Annotated in this window: 17 protein-coding genes; 8 read left to right on the plus strand and 9 right to left on the minus strand. The window is 63.7% G+C overall.

What is annotated here, in order from left to right; genetic code table 11:
- Positions 1 to 163: 163 nt before the first annotated feature.
- Positions 164 to 1,777, minus strand: coding sequence for a tetratricopeptide repeat protein (locus PQQ51_RS04160; protein WP_408495081.1), 1,614 nt, complete (start codon positions 1,775 to 1,777; stop codon positions 164 to 166).
- A 134-nt stretch (positions 1,778 to 1,911) separates the two neighbouring features.
- Positions 1,912 to 2,388 (minus strand): low affinity iron permease family protein, encoded by a 477-nt coding sequence (locus PQQ51_RS04165; RefSeq protein ID WP_408495082.1) that lies wholly within the window; start codon positions 2,386 to 2,388, stop codon positions 1,912 to 1,914.
- 368 nt (positions 2,389 to 2,756) lie between these two features.
- Here PQQ51_RS04165 and PQQ51_RS04170 point away from each other — a divergent pair, with 368 nt between their 5' ends.
- On the plus strand, positions 2,757 to 4,466 hold the full coding sequence (locus PQQ51_RS04170; protein WP_408495083.1) for a hybrid sensor histidine kinase/response regulator: 1,710 nt from the start codon (positions 2,757 to 2,759) through the stop codon (positions 4,464 to 4,466).
- A 107-nt stretch (positions 4,467 to 4,573) separates the two neighbouring features.
- On the opposite strand, the gene PQQ51_RS04175 is transcribed toward PQQ51_RS04170, so the two are convergent.
- Positions 4,574 to 5,365, minus strand: a complete 792-nt coding sequence (locus PQQ51_RS04175) for an alpha/beta fold hydrolase (RefSeq protein WP_408495198.1) — start codon at positions 5,363 to 5,365, stop codon at positions 4,574 to 4,576.
- A 1-nt stretch (position 5,366) separates the two neighbouring features.
- On the opposite strand from PQQ51_RS04175, the gene PQQ51_RS04180 reads away from it, so the two are divergent.
- From PQQ51_RS04180 to PQQ51_RS04190, 3 genes are all read left to right on the plus strand, one after another.
- Positions 5,367 to 5,534, plus strand: coding sequence for a hypothetical protein (locus PQQ51_RS04180; RefSeq protein ID WP_408495084.1), 168 nt, complete (start codon positions 5,367 to 5,369; stop codon positions 5,532 to 5,534).
- A gap of 29 nt (positions 5,535 to 5,563) precedes the next feature.
- The gene (locus tag PQQ51_RS04185; RefSeq protein WP_408495085.1) at positions 5,564 to 7,045 is read left to right on the plus strand and encodes an HD domain-containing phosphohydrolase; all 1,482 of its coding nucleotides are present in this window, start codon (positions 5,564 to 5,566) and stop codon (positions 7,043 to 7,045) included.
- Positions 7,046 to 7,176: 131 nt separating this feature from the next.
- A complete protein-coding gene (locus tag PQQ51_RS04190) occupies positions 7,177 to 8,163 on the plus strand; it encodes a LysR family transcriptional regulator (protein ID WP_408495087.1) in 987 nt (328 codons plus the stop codon).
- Here the strand turns inward: PQQ51_RS04190 and PQQ51_RS04195 are convergent.
- Positions 8,127 to 9,104 (minus strand): cupin domain-containing protein, encoded by a 978-nt coding sequence (locus tag PQQ51_RS04195; RefSeq protein WP_408495088.1) that lies wholly within the window; start codon positions 9,102 to 9,104, stop codon positions 8,127 to 8,129. The genes PQQ51_RS04190 and PQQ51_RS04195 overlap by 37 nt on opposite strands.
- Before the next feature lie 352 nt (positions 9,105 to 9,456).
- Between PQQ51_RS04195 and PQQ51_RS04200 the strand changes: the two genes are divergently transcribed.
- From PQQ51_RS04200 to PQQ51_RS04210, 3 genes are all read left to right on the plus strand, one after another.
- The gene (locus tag PQQ51_RS04200; RefSeq protein ID WP_408495089.1) at positions 9,457 to 11,286 is read left to right on the plus strand and encodes an ABC transporter ATP-binding protein; all 1,830 of its coding nucleotides are present in this window, start codon (positions 9,457 to 9,459) and stop codon (positions 11,284 to 11,286) included.
- A gap of 61 nt (positions 11,287 to 11,347) precedes the next feature.
- Entirely contained in the window at positions 11,348 to 11,722 is a 375-nt protein-coding gene (locus tag PQQ51_RS04205; protein WP_408495090.1) for a phage holin family protein, read from the plus strand.
- Positions 11,719 to 12,027 carry a hypothetical protein gene (locus PQQ51_RS04210; RefSeq protein WP_408495092.1) on the plus strand — a complete coding sequence of 103 codons (309 nt, stop codon included), beginning with the start codon at positions 11,719 to 11,721 and terminating at the stop codon, positions 12,025 to 12,027. The genes PQQ51_RS04205 and PQQ51_RS04210 overlap by 4 nt, the downstream gene beginning before the upstream one ends.
- 111 nt (positions 12,028 to 12,138) lie before the next feature.
- Here the strand turns inward: PQQ51_RS04210 and phaP are convergent, their stop codons facing one another.
- Positions 12,139 to 12,654, minus strand: a complete 516-nt coding sequence (gene phaP, locus PQQ51_RS04215; RefSeq protein WP_408495093.1) for a phasin family protein — start codon at positions 12,652 to 12,654, stop codon at positions 12,139 to 12,141.
- A 218-nt stretch (positions 12,655 to 12,872) separates the two neighbouring features.
- Between phaP and PQQ51_RS04220 the strand changes: the two genes are divergently transcribed.
- The gene (locus tag PQQ51_RS04220) at positions 12,873 to 13,997 is read left to right on the plus strand and encodes an MBL fold metallo-hydrolase (RefSeq protein ID WP_408495094.1); all 1,125 of its coding nucleotides are present in this window, start codon (positions 12,873 to 12,875) and stop codon (positions 13,995 to 13,997) included.
- An 83-nt stretch (positions 13,998 to 14,080) separates the two neighbouring features.
- Here PQQ51_RS04220 and PQQ51_RS04225 read toward each other — a convergent pair whose 3' ends face one another.
- The 4 genes from PQQ51_RS04225 to PQQ51_RS04240 all read right to left on the minus strand — a co-directional run bounded on the left by PQQ51_RS04225 (position 14,081) and on the right by PQQ51_RS04240 (position 16,695).
- Entirely contained in the window at positions 14,081 to 14,293 is a 213-nt protein-coding gene (locus PQQ51_RS04225) for an MbtH family protein (RefSeq protein ID WP_408495095.1), read from the minus strand.
- Between the two features lie 65 nt (positions 14,294 to 14,358).
- Positions 14,359 to 14,889, minus strand: coding sequence for a sigma-70 family RNA polymerase sigma factor (locus PQQ51_RS04230; RefSeq protein ID WP_408495096.1), 531 nt, complete (start codon positions 14,887 to 14,889; stop codon positions 14,359 to 14,361).
- Positions 14,890 to 14,969: 80 nt separating this feature from the next.
- Entirely contained in the window at positions 14,970 to 15,956 is a 987-nt protein-coding gene (locus tag PQQ51_RS04235; RefSeq protein WP_408495097.1) for a TauD/TfdA family dioxygenase, read from the minus strand.
- Complete coding sequence (locus PQQ51_RS04240; RefSeq protein WP_408495098.1) at positions 15,925 to 16,695, minus strand: thioesterase II family protein; 771 nt, start codon at positions 16,693 to 16,695, stop codon at positions 15,925 to 15,927. The genes PQQ51_RS04235 and PQQ51_RS04240 overlap by 32 nt, the downstream gene beginning before the upstream one ends.
- Between the last annotated feature and the right edge of the window lie 210 nt (positions 16,696 to 16,905).

Raw genomic sequence — 16,905 nt, forward strand, 5'->3', positions numbered from 1 at the left:
CGCCGCTCGATTGATTGCGCGGCAGTGCCGATTCTAGAACAAGTTCGCGTTTAATAGACTGTGATATTCCTCTATCGACCACGACGTCTGTCAAGATAAAAAGCAATGGAGCATCCGCTGTAATGGCTGCGGCCTCGATGGCAAATGCTCTTATTCAGCGTTTTTATCCCGCGAACGCTTCAGCACACGCTTGCCTCACCCGTTCGATGACCGCCGGCCATGCTTCGTCCAGCGTCTGCCGGAACAGACGAATCGTTTCCGGATACCACGGCGAGTCGGTGCGTGCGTGCATCCAGCGCCAGTCGGTTTGCTCGGCGGGCAGCATCACCCAGCAGCGCGTGCCGACGGACGCAGCGAGATGGGCAATCGACGTATCCACGCAGATCACCAGATCGAGTTGCGCGACGATCGCGGCGGTATCGGCGAGATCTGTGACGTCGGAGCCGAGGTGCAGCAAAGGCTGGCCGGCCGGCGGCGTACGGGCTTCGTCCTCGCCTTCGCCTTTTTGCAGACTCACGAAGCGCACACCGGGCACGCTCCAGAGCGGCGCGAGCATCGCCAGCGAGCGCAGCGAGCGGTTTGCATCGTTCTGATGCAGCGCGTTGCCTTTCCAGACGAGACCGATTGTGCGGCCCCCAGGAAGTGCGGCAAGACGGTCTCGCCAGACATCGACGAGAGACGGGTTCGGGGTCAGCCGCGCCGGCGGCGGGATGGTTTCCAACGTCGTCCCCATGTACAGCGGCACGCTCAACGGGCTCACCCAATAGTCGTAATGACGCGACGCCGCCCAACCGGCTTCGTGATCCAGCAACACATCGACGCCATCGAGCCCCGCCAACACGCGATGCAACTGCGGCGCGCAGGCAAACGCGATCTCGGCCGCGCCCTGCGCCTTGAGCCACGCAAAATAACGGCTGAAATGAATCGCGTCGCCAAGGCCGCCCTCCTGCCAGACCAGCAGCTTTTTGTCTGCCAGTGCTTCGCCTTGCCAGCGCGGACGGCCGATCACGTTCTGCGTCTTATGCTGGACCGAGTCGGGGTCTGCGTGACGCTCTTCGTAGAGCCGCCATCCTTCGTCGAAACGGCCGGTGCTGATCAGCAGTGTCGCGAGACCGAATTTCGCCGTCGGGTAATCGCCGCGAATCGCCAGCGCCTGACGGTAAGCGGCTTCGGCTTCCGGCAGGCGTCCCAGTTCTTTCAGCACGTTGCCGAGATTGCTGTGACCCATCACGAGGCGCGGGCTCGTTTCGACTGCCCGCTGATACGCTTGCACAGCCTCGTGCCAGCGACCGAGCGGCCTCAGGACGACACCGAGGTTGTAGTGAAACTCGGCGCGATCGGGGCGCAGCTGCGCAGCTTGCCGATAAGCCGCTTCCGCGTCGGACAAGCGCCCCTGGTTCTGCAACACGGAGCCGAGCTCGTTATGGATATCCGCGAGATCCGGATGCACTTCCAGCAATTGCCGGAACAGCAGCTCCATGTCGTGCAGGCGGCCGAGTCCTTTCAGCAGCACGGCGAGATTGACGTACGCGCCCACAAAGCCGGGATTCACGGCGATCGAACGACGCCAGTACGACTCGGCGTCGTCGAGCAGGCCGAGGCCGAGCGAGCTGACCGCCGCGATCTGCAATAGCTCGGCGAGCTGGTCGCCAGCTAAAGGCGGGTCAATGTCGAGCAACGGCTTCACCTTCGCCAGCGTGTCGACGTATTGTGCCGAAACGTCGGGCTGCGCGCGGTTGTCAGTGCCGGACGGCTCGCCGAGGGACGGTGAACTCATGGGGAATCGGAGCGATTGAGACGCGACGTTGCGCGCCAGCGGTGGACGACATTCGCGGATACGACATCGACATGCCCGCGGCCTGGTTTTGAACCGGCTCGATTCTACAGCCCACCCAGGTCCGGCATGCGTTTCTAGCCTTCACGTTGAGCCGGCTGATTCGCATCAGACTGAGTGGACAACCTCAAATACGCCGCGGCCAGTCTTCGCAATTCTTCCTCCGACGCATCTTCGATACCGATCAGATGATTGTTCGCGGCCCGATGCGACGAAAGCAGTTCGTTGAGCTTCAGATGCAGCGCGACACTATCCTTGTTCTGGCTCTGCTGGATCAAAAACACCATCAGGAAGGTCACGATCGTGGTGCCGGTGTTGATGACCAGTTGCCATCCGTCCGAGAAGTGGAAGATCGGCCCCGTCACGACCCACGCGACCACCGTCAATACCGCGAGACAGAATGCGGCCGGCGAGCCGGCCCATCGCGTGACGAGACTCGCGAAATGGTCGAACAAACGCGTGAGCGGGTGATGACCCGCATAGGCCGGACTCGCGGTGTCTGGGACGGTGCCGAGTTCGTCGATCGGCGAAGGTGTGGCGGGTTTGTTGGTCATGACCGGCTCCAGAGGTTGGCCTGGGGTTGAGCCCGAGGGTGAGCCCGTTCTGATCTGCAAAATACATGCCGCTACACGATGAAATGGATTTGCAAGGGTAAGCGCCTTAAAGAAAACCCAGCGCGCCCAACCAATCGCGGTCGCCCGCCTCGTGCGTCGGCAAGCGATACCGGATTTGCACTTTTTTCCGGGTAAGACTGACTGCCGCGACCATCGTCACGACAAGCCGCTCGCATCGCACCATGCGCCCTCACCCGCTCGCCGACAAAGCCCCGTACAATTCTTCAGGTGCCGGTCTGCAAACACGCGAATCACGCGCACCGTTGCAACCGTCCACCTCAATCTCTCTCCCAGCGCGACCCGAAGCCATGGCAAGCAATCGCAAACCCGCCCAGGCGAACGAACTCGGCACGCGTCCCGCCAGGCCGGCGGATCATGCCGCGGAAAACGGCGTTTTGCTCAGACTCGCCCGTGCTCAGTCAGGCTCGCGCGAGCAGTTGCTGCAAGAAATCGCGGAAGCCGCGCTGTCGCTGTGCGATGCGGGCAGTTCCGGCATCAGTCTCGTCGAAGGCGCCGCGCCCCATAAACAATTTCGCTGGCGCGCGGTAGCGGGCTTGTGTACGGGCCTGCAAGGCAAGACCACCGCGTGGCAGGAATGTCCGTGCCGGCTGGCGCTGGAATCGGCCGCGCCTCAGCTATTCGTGCGGCCACAGGAACATTTTGCGAGTCTGCAATTTCCCGGCGTCGATATCGCGGAAGGACTCGTCGTACCGATTCCCACCGATAGCGGCTTTGTCGGCGCGATCTGGGTGATGTCGCATACGCCCGCACGCCGCTTCGATCTCGAAGATGTGCGCCTGTTGTCGAATCTCGCGGTCTCGGCCGGCGCAGCGTTGACCATCGTGGATGCGCGCGACACCGGCGAGGAAAGCGAACGCCGGCATAGCGAGTTCATCGCGATGCTCGGCCACGAACTGCGCAATCCGATGGCGCCGATCGACAGCGCAATCGGCGCCGCCCAGCAATTGTGCGCGGACAACGACAAGGCGGTCGAAGTGCTGACCATCGCGCAGCGGCAGATGAGACATCTGCGAACGCTCGTCGACGATCTGCTCGACGCCGCGCGTTTGAAGCACGGCAAGCTCGCGATCAAGCATAGCGATACGTCGCTCAACGACATCGCGTTCGACGCAGTGACCGCGGTCAGGCATCACATCCAGTCGCGGCGGCATTCGCTCAGGCTAACCGGACTCGACATGCGGGTGCCGGTGCGCGCCGATCACGTGAGGCTGAGCCAGGTACTCGGCAACCTGCTGTCCAACGCCGCGAAGTACACGCCGATCGGCGGCACGATCGAGCTCGCAGTGAAAGTGGTCGACGACGAAACGGGCTCGGGCAACAAGGACGTGGTCGTGATCGAAGTGAACGACAACGGTATCGGCATCGACAGTTCGATCCAGCCGCATGTGTTCGAACTGTTCGCGCAGTCCGCGCGCGGCAATGCACGCGCCGAGGGCGGCCTGGGTATCGGGCTCGCGGTCGCGAAGCGCATGGTCGAGCTTCACGACGGCACCATCTCGCTGCAAAGCGAAGGAACCGGCAAAGGCACGTCGGTCAAATTGCGGCTGCCGATTCTGCGCTCCCACAGCGATTCGCCGGGCACCGCCGATGCGCCCCACGATACGGAGGTGGGCCCCGTGCGTCTGCTGCTCGTGGACGACAACGCGGATGCGTTGCAATCGCTGGGCGTGCTGCTGGAACTCGAAGGACACCAGGTCACGCTGTGCGACAGCGGGCGCGAGGCAGTCCATCTGATTCAGGAAACGTTGCCCGAAGTCGCGATCATCGATGTCGGCATGCCGGAGATGGACGGCTTCGAGGTCGCGCAGGCAGTCCGCGCGGATAACCGTCTCGACGACGTGATGCTGGTCGCGCTCACCGGCTATGCGGCCGAATCCGATAAATCCCGCGCGCTGGCTGCGGGTTTCGACTATCACCTCACCAAGCCGCTGTCGCTCGAAAAGCTGCAGTACATTCTCGTGAATCGCGCGGGCGGCAAACTCGGCGGGATTGTCTGATTCTTCTTTGACTTCTGTTACGAAGGCGCGCATCAGCGACCTGGCGCAGATGGCAGATGCGCGCCCGAGGCAGCCCAGGCATCGATCGATCGCCCAGGCTGCCGCGCTCACTTCGCCGTGCGAGCCGCCGCGATAATCGCCGCTGCGACTTCCGTCGGCTTCGACAGCATCGCGACATGGCTCGCATCCACCTTCACCACCGTCGCGCCGATCTGCTGCGCCATGGCTGCCTGCAACGGCGCGGGGATCATGCGGTCCTGCTGCGTCAGCACGTACCACGACGGCTTGTTGTGCCACGCGGCGTCGCTCACCTTGTCGTCGGTGCAGCCTGCAAACCACGGGCCTTGCGTCGCTGCTACGATGCGGGCTTGCGCCGGCGGCAGGTCCTGCGCGAAGTCCTTGAGGATCGCGTCTGTGGACAGTGTCAGGTAACCCGCCGAATCCTTGCGCAGTTCAGGCGCCCAGACCGGCGCCGGCTTGCCTTTGAGGATGTCGTTGATCGATTGGCCGCTGTCCGGCGCGAACGCCGCCACGTAGACAAGCGCCTTGACCTTGTCGTCGTTGCCGGCCTGCGAGATGACCGCACCGGCCCACGAGTGGCCGACCAGGATCACCGGACCGGTCTGCTGTTCGATCACGCGATGCGTGGCCGCGGCATCGTCGTCGAGCGACTTCAGGGAGTTTTGCACCGCCACCACGTGCAGGCCTTTTGCTTCGAGCAGCGGAATGACCTTGTTCCAGCTGGAGCCGTCGGCAAATGCGCCGTGCACGAGCACGACGCTCTTGCCCTTGAGGTCGTCGTTCGACGTTGCGGCGCCGGCCGGCGTCACGGCGGCCAGCGTCAGCAGGCCTCCGAGCATCAGCGTGGCGGCCAGGCATTTTTTGAGCAGGGTGTTCATCATGTTCATCCTCTTTGAAGGCTTGATCGGTTGGGAAAAAGTCGTGCAGCAGTTGGGAAGCAGCGAGCGGATTGAAGGATGCGCTGTTCGGCCGGATTCCTGTATCGGTCGAATGACCGAGTCGGCAAATCGAGCGGCAAACCGGGTCGGCAAACACGTCGCCGGATAAGCAGGTCATCACAACGAAGGTCGAAAGCTATGCAAGACGTTTCTGCAATCCGCGTGCTGGATGCCGCCAAGGCGCTAGCGTTCATCGGCGACCTCAGCATGGGACAGCCGACCGACCACTCGCCGCGCACCGGCTGGCTGGCGGCACGGCTCGCGGCGGAGGCGGGTCTGGACGACGCGCAGTGCGACGCCGTGAAGGAAGTGTCGCTTCTCAGATGGTCGGGCTGCACCGCGAATGCCGCCGGATTCTCCGACTGGCTCGGCGACGACGTCGGCGCGCGCGCGGCGATGCTCGCGATGCGGCCCAACTGGAGCGGGCGCGAAGAATCGCCGGCGCAATTCGGCGCCGCGATCACGCCGCTTGCGCAGATACATTGCGAGGTGTCGGGCGAAGTGGCCCACATGCTCGGTCTCGCCGACACCACTCAGGAAGCGCTGCGGCGCATCTTCGAAAGCTGGGACGGCGGCGGCTTTCCAGACCAGCGCGCGGGGCGCGACGTGCCCGCTGCGGTGTTCATCGTCGCGGTGGCCGGCGACCTCGAGATCCTGAGCCGCGTGTATGGCCTTGAAGGCGCGCAAGCCTTGATCGCGCAAAAGGCGGGGCGGCAGTATCCGAAGGAAATCGCGCAGCTCGCCTGCGCTCGTGCTGCAACGTGGCTCAAGGAACTCGACGCTTTGCCGGCGCAACCGCATGACGACCCGTTGTCCACGCAGGCGTTGCAGCTCGTCAGCAGGCCGGAAATCGTCGCCGACGTGATCGATCTGAAGCTCCCGTGGATGACGGGCTATTCACGCCGAGTGGCCGAAACAGCCGCTGCATGCTGCGCGCGTCTCGGGACCGGCGACGAAGTTCGGCGCACGACCTACACGGCAGCGCTGCTGCATGGGATGGGACGCATGGCGGTTCCCAACACGATCTGGAACACTGCCGGCGAACTCACGCGCGCGGCGTGGGAAAAGGTGCGCCTCGTGCCTTACTGGACCGCGCGCGCGGGCCAGCAGATCGAAGGGTTGGCGCGGGAGTCGGAGATTGCGTCCTTTGCATACGAACGTCTGGACGGCTCGGGTTATTTTCGGAACAGCGCCGGCGCTGCAATCGGACGCGAAGCGCGGATTCTGGCCGTCGCCGCCGCATGGACTGCGCTGCGCTCGGATCGCCCGTGGCGAGCGGCATTCTCCGCGGAGCGCGCCGCAGCGTTGCTCGATGAAGCAGCGCAAACAGGCCGCTTCGACGCCGAGGTGGTCAAGGCCACCGTTGGTGCGGAGCTCGACGAACCAGCCGGTTCCATCGACCGTGCGCGCAGCCCGAAGTCCGGACTGCTGTCGCCGCGAGAAGCGGAAGTGCTCAAACACATCAGTCTCGGCGCGAGCAACAAGGAAGTCGCGCGCATTCTGGACCTGAGCCCGAGCACCGTGCGCACGCATGTGGAAAGCGTGTTTCGCAAGCTCGAATGTTCGACGCGCGCCGCCGCTACCTTGAAGGCTTCGGCGCTCGGCTATCTGGGCGCGTAGCGTGCGCGCCGTATACTTGCGGGCGAGGCGCTCCGGATCATCGGTTTCGCCGTCATCGGTATTCACTTTCACCCAATCCTCTTCGGAAGAACGCCCGGTTCGCGTCAGAGAATCGGAGCGTCAGACACGCCATGGATTATTTTGCCGCGGTACGGGCCTTTGTTTGCGCAGCGGAACTGCAGAGCTTCAGCAAGACGGCTCATGAACTCGCCGTCAAAACCTCGACTGTTTCGCGCTATGTGAGCGAACTCGAAAAAGATCTGGGCATCGCGCTATTCAACCGCTCGACGCGTGGGCTCGTTTTGACCGAGGGCGGCCGGGTATTTCGTGAACACGCGCTGCTCGCGCTCGAAGCACTCGACGACGCGCGCCAGCTCACGTCGTCGCTGAATCTCACGCCGCAGGGCGTATTGCGCGTGACGATTCCGTCGGCATTCGGACGCCGTCATATCGTGCCGCATCTGCCTGCGTTCATGGCGCGCTTTCCCGATATCGACCTGGACATCGTGTCGACCGACGCCACACTCAACATGATCGAAGCCGGCATCGACGTGGCGATCCGGATCGGCGTGCTGTCCGATTCGTCGTTGATGGCGAGACGCATTGCGCCGCATCGGCGCATCGTCTGCGGCAGCCCTGCGTATTTCGAACGCAACGGAATGCCTCGGATCCCTGAAGATCTGGCCACGCACAACGCGCTACGCCTCGCGCTGCTGCCGGACGACAAATGGTCGTTCACACGCGCGACGGACGCAAAGGCATCGGCGGAACAGGTACTGGTGGAACTGCAAGGCCGTTTGCGCGCCGACGACTCCGAAGCCGTGCTCGAACTCGCGGTGGCCGGCTGCGGCCTCGCGCTTCTGCCGACGTGGCTCGCATCCACCGCACTGCGCGAAGGGCGCCTCGTGCACGCGCTGCCCGCCTGGGAAGCGCGCACCGGGCGCGCCGAACCCGCGATCTGGGCGGTCTATCCGCCGAAGAAAATCGTGTCGTCGAAAGTGCGCGCGTTCGTGGATTTCTACGCGGAGGCAATCGGCGAGCCGCCATACTGGGACGGCGAACTCGCGTCGACGCTTCAACCTCAGCGGGCAAAGCGGATATCGAGCGTGCGCAAGTAAGTCTGCAAGCCGGCGTCCTGAATCGGAATCACGTACGCGTTCTCGTCGGTTTCATTGAAATGCGCGTGCCAGTATCCCGGCGGCGTCACGAACGCCATGCCGGCCTCCCAATCCACCCGCGTCGGATTCGCGATATTGCCGTGCTCGTCCAGTTCCGTGCCGACCAGCGTATAGACGCCCGGCTGGCCGCCCGCAATGAAATCGAGCGCGATCGACTGGTGGCGGTGCGGCTTTTGCACCGAGTTGGGCGGCACGATCCCGAACATCGCCCACAACACGTGCGTGACGGTCCGCGTCTGCGGGAAGTGTGCGTTGCCCATCAGCACGCTGATGCGATTGCGAAGGCCCGCATTCGCTTCCTCCGACACTTTGCGCAACGCTGCCTGCGCCTGTGCGGCGGGATAGAGCGTCGGCGCGAAACGCGCATTCACGCCCGACACGCCGAGATACGTGAGCAACGGCGCGTCGTTGACGTAATAGAGCGTGGCCGTTTCGTCGGCGGACAGCACCGCGGCAGCGCCGCCCGGCAGCGTGAAGAAATCGCCCTGCGCGAACGGGAAACCGGTGTCGCGCTGCGTCACGCTACCCGTGCCGCTGATCACGTAGCAAACCTGCGAGGTCGCGTTCGGCGCGAGCGTCAATGCCTCTCCCGCGTTGATGCGCAGAAAATTGGCGCTCAGACCCGGACCGGTCGCCGGGCCGGGGCAACCTAATTCCTCGGAGAGATCGAGCGGCACGATGCGGGTCGCGCCGTCCGCATAAAGCGAAGGCGCGAAATTGCGGAACGGCACGCGCGAGATCAGCTTCGCGCCAATCGGATTCGCGGACGACGTGTATTCGAAGTATTGCGCGTCCGCTGTCACGTCCGCGGCGGCATTTGCCGCGTTTGCGTTGTCATCAGCGGATTCGGCGAGAAGCGCGGCGGAAGTCCTGGTCAACATGAGTCTGCTCCTTTCGATGAGGGGAGCTTCGGGCGACGCCATCGTCGAGTGTGGGCCGGCGTCCGAAGCTGACCCGACTATAGGTGCGGGGCCGCGGCCTCAGAAGTGCCGGGAATCGAAATCACCTTTGCGTAAAAGGGCACGCTCGTATCGCCGTCGAGCCTGATAAAAACGCTCGCAAACCATGCACTGCGCCGCTGGCGGGAATAAACGGGATTGTGGCGCGCCGCGTGGCACGGCGGTTGCGCTTCTCGTCTGCGGGAGCGAACCATCCCATCCTTCTTGCCGCCGTCGAGTGCGCTCGCCGCCGCCAGCAAGGTCCTCGCTCTGTCACCGCTACGGAGCCGATGCAATGCAACTTGCAGACGATGCCGACCACAGTCGCGCCGGACGGGTGCGCCGACGCCGGCGCTCGCGTGAAATCTCGCGATATGCGGGCAAACCGGTGCGCCTGCTCTGGCGCTATATCGGCCGCCGCAAGCTTGCGCATGGCGTGGTGATGGCGAGCGTCCTGATCGCCGTCGGCTGCGCGCTGGCGTCGCAATACGGGATCCGCAACCTGATCGACGCATTGCCCAACGGCCGCACGCATCCGGCAACCGTCATTCGCGCGTTCACGATCCTGGTCGTGCTGATTCTGGCCGACAACCTGTTCTGGCGGATCGGCGGCTGGGTCGCCGCGCGTGCGTTCGTCGCGGTGACAGGCGACATTCGCAACGAGATGTTCTCGTATCTGAGCGCGCACGCGCCGGTGTTTTTCTCCGACAAACAACCCGGCGTGCTGTCGAGCCGCGTATCGGCAATGGCGAACGCCGTCTATACCGTCGAGAACACCGTCGCGTGGACCGCGCTGCCGCCGTGTCTGACCGTGGTGGGCTCCATCGCGATGGTCGGGATCGTCAGCATCCCGATGAGCATGGCGCTCGTCGCGGTGTCGGCCGGCCTCGCGTTATGGCTGTTCCGGCTCGCGAGCAAAGGAACGGCGCGGCATCAGGCGTTTGCGTCGCAAGCCGCGTCGGTGGATGGCGAAATGGTGGATGTCATCGGCAATATGAGTCTCGTGCGCGCGTTTTCCGCGCTGATGCTCGAACGCAAACGGCTCGACACTCATTTGCGCAGCGAAGGCACGGCCCGCACGCGAAGCCTGCTCTACCTCGAAAAACTGCGGCTGCTGCACTCGATCGCCACCGCGCTCTTCTCCGCCGGGCTGCTCGGCTGGACCTTGTGGCTCTGGACCCAGGGCCGCGCGACGACCGGCGACGTCGTGCTGATCAGTTCGCTCGGCTTCGCGATCCTGCACGGCACGCGCGATCTCGCTGTCGCGCTCGTCGATCTGACGCAGCACGTCGCGCGTCTGGGCGAAGCGACGCAAACCCTGCTGATTCCGCACGAGATGGCCGAACGCGGCAATACGCAGCCGTTGCAGATCGACCAGGCTACCGTCGAATTCGACAACGTGTCGTTCGCTTATGCCGGCCGCCGGCCGCTGCTGAACGAATTCAATCTGAGCATTCGCGCCGGCGAGCGGGTGGGTCTGATCGGTCCTTCCGGAGCGGGCAAGTCGACGCTGTTCGCGCTGATCCAGCATTTTTACGAGCCGCAAACGGGTTGCGTGCGCATCTCAGGGCAGGACATTTCGCGCGTCACGCTGCACAGCCTGCAAACGGCGATTTCGATCGTGCCGCAGGACGCGTCGCTGTTTCACCGCTCGTTGCTCGACAACATCCGCTACGGTGTGCCGGACGCGACTGAGGCTCAAGTTCGCCGCGCCTGCGAAGACGCCAACTGTCTCGACTTCATCGATGCGTTGCCCAGTGGACTCGACACGATTGCCGGCGATCGCGGCGCGAAACTGTCCGGCGGACAACGGCAACGAATCGCCATCGCGCGCGCGGTTCTCAAGGATTCGCCGATTCTGCTACTCGACGAAGCGACTTCGGCGCTCGACACGACATCCGAACTCGCGATCCAGTCGGCGCTCGAACGCCTGATGCAGAACCGCACCGTGATCGCGATCGCTCACCGGTTGTCTACGTTGCAGACTTTCGATCGCATCGTCGTGATCAATCGCGGCCGTGTGGTTCAGGACGGCACGCCCGCGCAACTGGCGACCGTCCCCGGCATCTATCGGGAAACGCTTGCGCGACAACGCAGGCGGGTCGCCGCGCCGGAGATGAGTTGAAGTGATTGGCGTCGCCTGGCGGCGACGTCCACGCAAACAGGCCAGCATGAGGAGTTCCGCAATGTCCATGCGTTCGAAAGTGACGAAATGGCGCAACGTCGGCAGATTCTGCGTCGAACGGGCGACCGATTACGGCGAGCTCCTCGGTGTCGAACTCGAGGAGACGAGGAAGCGTCTGGTCCGCGAGTTGAGCGCATTCGTCGCGCTGGCTGTCGCGGGTCTGTTCACTCTTTCGTTCGTGTGCATTGCGATCATCGCCACGGCCTGGGGCACGCGCTATTTCATCCCGGTGGTATGGGGTATCGCGGCGATGTGGCTGGTGGTATTCGTGGTCTCGCTGCTGATCGTTCGCGCGCAGAAGCCGGGACGGTCGCTCCATATTCTGCAGAAGGAGATCCGCGACGATCTCGACACGTTGAAAGAGGCGCTCAAATGAATCACGAACCTATCCCTAACGAAACCGAGTCCGCGATTCTGCTGCGCATGGCGGCGTCGCGCGAGGCGCTGCTCGTGGCGAACCGCACGCCGCCATCGGTACCGGTCGTACGCGGGCAGACGCGGCCCGCGGTGGCCACGCTTGTTACATCGCTTGCCGAGGCGCCGCGCGTCACGCTGTTGCTGGCGCTGTGCGTCAGCGCGATCGTGCTCGGGCCGCGCCGGACAATCGGCGTTGCCGGTCGTTCGGGGATCGCTACGTGGTTGGGCGGCACGGTCCGCAAGGCATTTCGTCAAACCGCGTGAGCGATTGCGATCGAGCGGTGCGCGACACGCGTGAGCGATGAGGACGGCGCGTCTGTTCCGGCGCGTCCCCGTCCTTATCGCCAGGTTACCCGCGCCATTAACGGCGCAAAACTAGTGCAGATCGCGCCGCGCATCTTCTGAAGAAACCACCTGGCCCAAACTGTCCACGATCGCAACCGGCCCGGCAGAAGCGGCAACGGCCTGCTCCGTGACCAGCACACTCGTCTCGCCGAGTTGCTGCACCTCGTCCTCGACTACCTCAGACGCAACGCCGACCCTATCCGCGAACGTCCTGAGAGAACGATCGAACTGCTGCTGCCACGCCGTGAAGAGTCCTTCCCGCGTATGGGCCGCGATGTCTTCCACATGCCGCCAGTAGGCAAACGTCTTGGTAACGGCGGCAGGAAGCTGCTGCGATTGCAGATCGATGATCTCGCTGAGCGATTGGGCGGAAAGAGCCGCGTCCGCCAATGCCTGTTGCTCGGAAAGCGATGTTTTTACGGTCTGTACATTCAACTCGACCAATTTCTCGACGCCGGCAAAAACTTCACTGGAGTAATCGAAAGCCGTTGCAGCGGCGGTGTCACGTTGATGCGAGGCAATCTGGTTCACGGTTTCAGAATACATAGAGGCTCCATTGCGGTTAGGCGCGCACAGCACCGTCATGAGGATCGTCGTCCGGAAACCGGGCGCGTTCCTCCGGGTTCGCATGCGTCATGCCCGGAATGAAAATTCCCTGCACAACGGAGAAGCCGTTACGGCCACGGCGAACTCAACCACCGCCGGTTACACTGTGACACCCAACACGCTCTGCTACAGCCGCCTGGCGGCTTCGTCCATTGCCGATGCCACGTTCATTGCGCCTGCCCCTGCTTTGCATCGCCTTCACGCTGTGCGCCGCTACTTCGATCTGCACGGCAGGCGCGCAGGAAATCGATCCGTCACCTGAGCGCATCGCCGCGAGCGGCATTCATCATGCGCCGCACACGGAGAACGGTTTCGAAAACGCGGACGGTCCGCTCGCCCGCGGCTCGGTCTGGAAGTGGCGTTGGGAGCGTCTGATTCATCATCTGCCGCTGCCGCCGGAGAACGGCTACGCATTTCCCGTCGACCGTCCGGACGTTGCGTGGCTCAAGCAGAACCGCAGCGAAAACACGCTGACGTGGATCGGCCACGCAAGCGTGCTATTGCAGATCGACGGCGTAAACATCCTCGCCGATCCGGTGTTTTCCGAACGCGCGTCGCCGTTCTCGTTCATCGGACCGAAGCGGCACGTGCCGCCGGGTTTGTCGCTCGCGGAACTGCCGCATATCGACATCGTGCTGATCTCGCACAGCCACTACGATCATCTCGACGCGGCGAGCGTTCAGGCGTTGAACGCACAGCCCGGCGGGGCGCCGCTGTTTCTGGTGCCGCTCGGCATCAAGGACTGGCTCGAGAGAAAAGGGATCGTCAACGCGCAGGAACTGGACTGGGGCGACCACACACGAGCCGCGGGGCTCGACTTCTGGTTCGTGCCGTCGACGCACTGGTCGGCGCGCAGCCTGACCGACCGCAACGAAACGCTATGGGGCGGCTGGGTCGCGAAAACGCCGCCGCACGCGGCGCATCCGTTCTCGCTGTATTTCGCCGGCGATACCGGCTATTCGGCCGACTCAAAACGGCTCGGTGCGGCGTTCGGCTGTGTCGACCTCGCGCTGATTCCGATCGGCGCGTATGCGCCGCGCTGGTTCATGGGACCTCAGCACGTCGATCCGCAGCAGGCCGTGCAGATTTTCCAGGACGTGCATGCAAAAAAAGCGATCGGCATTCATTGGGGAACGTTCGAACTGGCCGACGAGCCGCTCGACGAACCGCCGAAAAAACTCGCCGAAGCCACACACGAAGCCGGCCTGCCCGCCGATGCATTCACGGTACTGCATCACGGGCAGATGATCCGGCTCGATACGTCGGATACCTGCTCGCGATGAACGCGATCGGGGCGCCACGATGTCGCTGAATCGCGCGTGACACCCCACACCCTCATTGAGCGAATCGAACCGATCACCCGGCGTCAAGCAGACTGCTGCTCGAGCGCGCGGCGCAAACTCAGCGGCCGCATATCGGTCCACACCTTTTCGATGTGTTCGAGGCATTCCTGCTTCTTGCCCTGCACGCCCACCTTGCTCCAACCTGCCGGCACTTCCTTGAAATCCGGCCAGATCGAGTACTGCTCTTCGTGATTGATGACCACCTGGTAGATGGCGTCGTCGTTATCGAAACTCATGATTTACTTCTCCTGGTTAGCATGACTCGAGTAGGTTCGCGCGAACAGTGCCGCGCGGATCGCATTCATTGACCCGGCCGGTACGCTTCGAGCCGCGCGCGGCAATGCACGGTCGCATCGCGCACCATGCAATTGACGAGCGTCGACGAAACACCGAGACGATCCGAAATCTCGCGCTGCGTGTATCCGTACACGTAGTACAGGCAAAAGGCCGTGCGCGAGCGTTCGGGCAGCGCGTCGAGCGCGTCCTCCAGCATGCACATGGCCTGGCAATTCATATTGGCCTGTTCGGGCGACGGCTCGTCGCACGCGATGTCGAGCGCGGCCTCTTCCGGCGCGCCGTAGCAGGCTTCGAGATTCAGGCGGCGGCAACGGTCGATCGCATGGTTGCGGACCATCCGCGCAATGTAGCCGCCGGGCTGGCGGATCTCGCCGAACTCGTCGGCTTCTTCCAGTCGCAGCCAGATGTCGTGAACGACATCCTCGCCGCCGCGCCGGCAACCGACGATGCGCGAAGCGGTATCGATCAACGCTCGCCGCGAAGATATCAGCGCATGCGCCAGCGCCTGCTTCTGAACCGGTCTCGGTTCTTGCATGATGGGACCTCGTGTACGTTCAAACAGATGGATTGGCGATCGCAGCAATCGCAGCGATGGCAACGATGAGCAATGGGCGCTTACGCGCCGTGCGGCTCCGCCATCGCCACGACGATTCGCCGCGGCCCGGAAAACGGCGCGCGGCCGTGGGTCAGCAACATGTTGTCGAGCATCATCACGTCGCCGCTTTGCCATGCGAAATCGAGCCGGTGCGCGTCGTACACCGCGCGCACGCTGTCGAGTTCGTGATCGGCGATCGGCGTGCCGTCGCCGTAATAGACGTTGCGCGGCAGGTCCTCTTCTTCGACGATGTCGAGCAGCGCCTCGCGGGTCACCTCCTCCAGCGACGACACATGAAACAGATGCGCCTGGTTGAACCAGACGTCCTCGCCCGTGCGCGGATGCCGCGCGACCGCCTGGCAAATCTGCCGCGTGCGCAGGTTGCCGTCTTCTTTCCATTCCCACTCGATCTGGTGCGCGCGGCAATACGCTTCGGCAACTGCCGTGTCGTCGGTGTTGAAGACCTGCTGCCACGTCAGATCGAGACCGCCGCCGTAGTTGCGCACGTACATCAGCTTGCGGCTCGCGAAGCGCTCGCGCAGCGCGGGATCGATGCCCTGGTACACGGCGCGCGCATCGGCCACCGGCGTTTCGCCGCGATCGGCCGGCGCGATGTCGCAGTAGAACCAGATCTTCATCGGCCAGTTCGTCGTGTACGCCTGTTCGTTATGCTGCGGAATCCATTGATGCGCGGGATAGTCGGTCGACGAATACACGCCCTTCTTCACTTCGCTGCGCGGTGTCGAGCCGAACTCGTACGACAGCAGCGGCGAACCGAAGCTCTTCGCGAATTCGTGAAAGCGCTCGATGCTCATGTCGGCGAAACCGCGCAACAGCACGCCGCCGTCGCGCGCCAGATGCGCGTGGATCGCGGCGTGCCAGCCACGCTCGAGAATGTCGGCGGCGCCGGCGGGCGCGCTCATGACCGGCAAGCGCGTGCGGCCTTTCTGCAAAACGGTATCGGTGAGCTGGATCTCAGCGGGTGCTTCCCGGACGTCGATCGACATGCGTGGCTCCTGACAGAATTGAGTGAAGGGGGGCGCCCGGCGAACTGCCGAGGGCGTCCATGACCGCCGCGAAGGCGGCGGCCGGATCGTCGCGAAGAAACAGGTGTCCGCCGTCGATTTCCCGGCCGGTGGTGGCGCCGCTCGACTCGTCGCGCCATGCCGCATACGCGGGCGCAAACGGGCAGCCGCTGTCGTCACGGCCGGCGAGAACATGGATCGGCGTGGCGAGCGGCGGGCGCTCGCGATAGCGGTAATCCGCGCAAAGCTGGAAGTCGTTGCGCACGACCGGCAGCATCAGCTCGCGCAACTCGCGGTTCTCCCACGCAGGATCGGCGCCGCCGATTCCGAACAACGTGTCGAGCACATGCCGATCGGAACAGGTGCGCCAGTCGGTGTCGGACAAACGGTGAGCGATACGAGGCGGCCGGCTCGCCGATACGATCAGCAACGCCGGTGCGGGCAGCCCGCATTCGCGCAGGCGGTGGGCCAACTCGAACGCGATCAGCGCGCCCATGCTGTGGCCGAACAATGCATAAGGCTCCCGCGCGGACGACTCGATCTGCGCGTACAGACAATCGAGCAACGGCGCCCATGCGCCAACGAGCGGCTCGCCCCACTGTGCGCCTCGTCCCGGCAAAGCGAGCGGCGTGACGCGCAACGTGTCGGGCGCGATAGCGCGCCACGGATGGAAGACCGCGCCGCTGCCGCCCGCGAACGGCAGGCAAAAGAGGTTCGACACAGCGCTCACGGCGTAGGCGGCGCGTCGGCCAGCGCGCAGATGAGGCGATTCGATACTGCGTATCGACGAGTCATTGAGTGACGTTCTCTCACGATCCAAATCGCATCACAATTGATAATGATTCTTATTTAATCCTGGCGACAAAACAATTGTCAAGTGACGTTTCGTTGAATGATTTCGCTCTCCGAAGCTAAAGGAGCGCCGAAGCGC

It is taken from the genome of Paraburkholderia xenovorans (assembly GCF_046030735.1).
GTDB classification, from domain to species: Bacteria; Pseudomonadota; Gammaproteobacteria; order Burkholderiales; family Burkholderiaceae; genus Paraburkholderia; species Paraburkholderia xenovorans_A.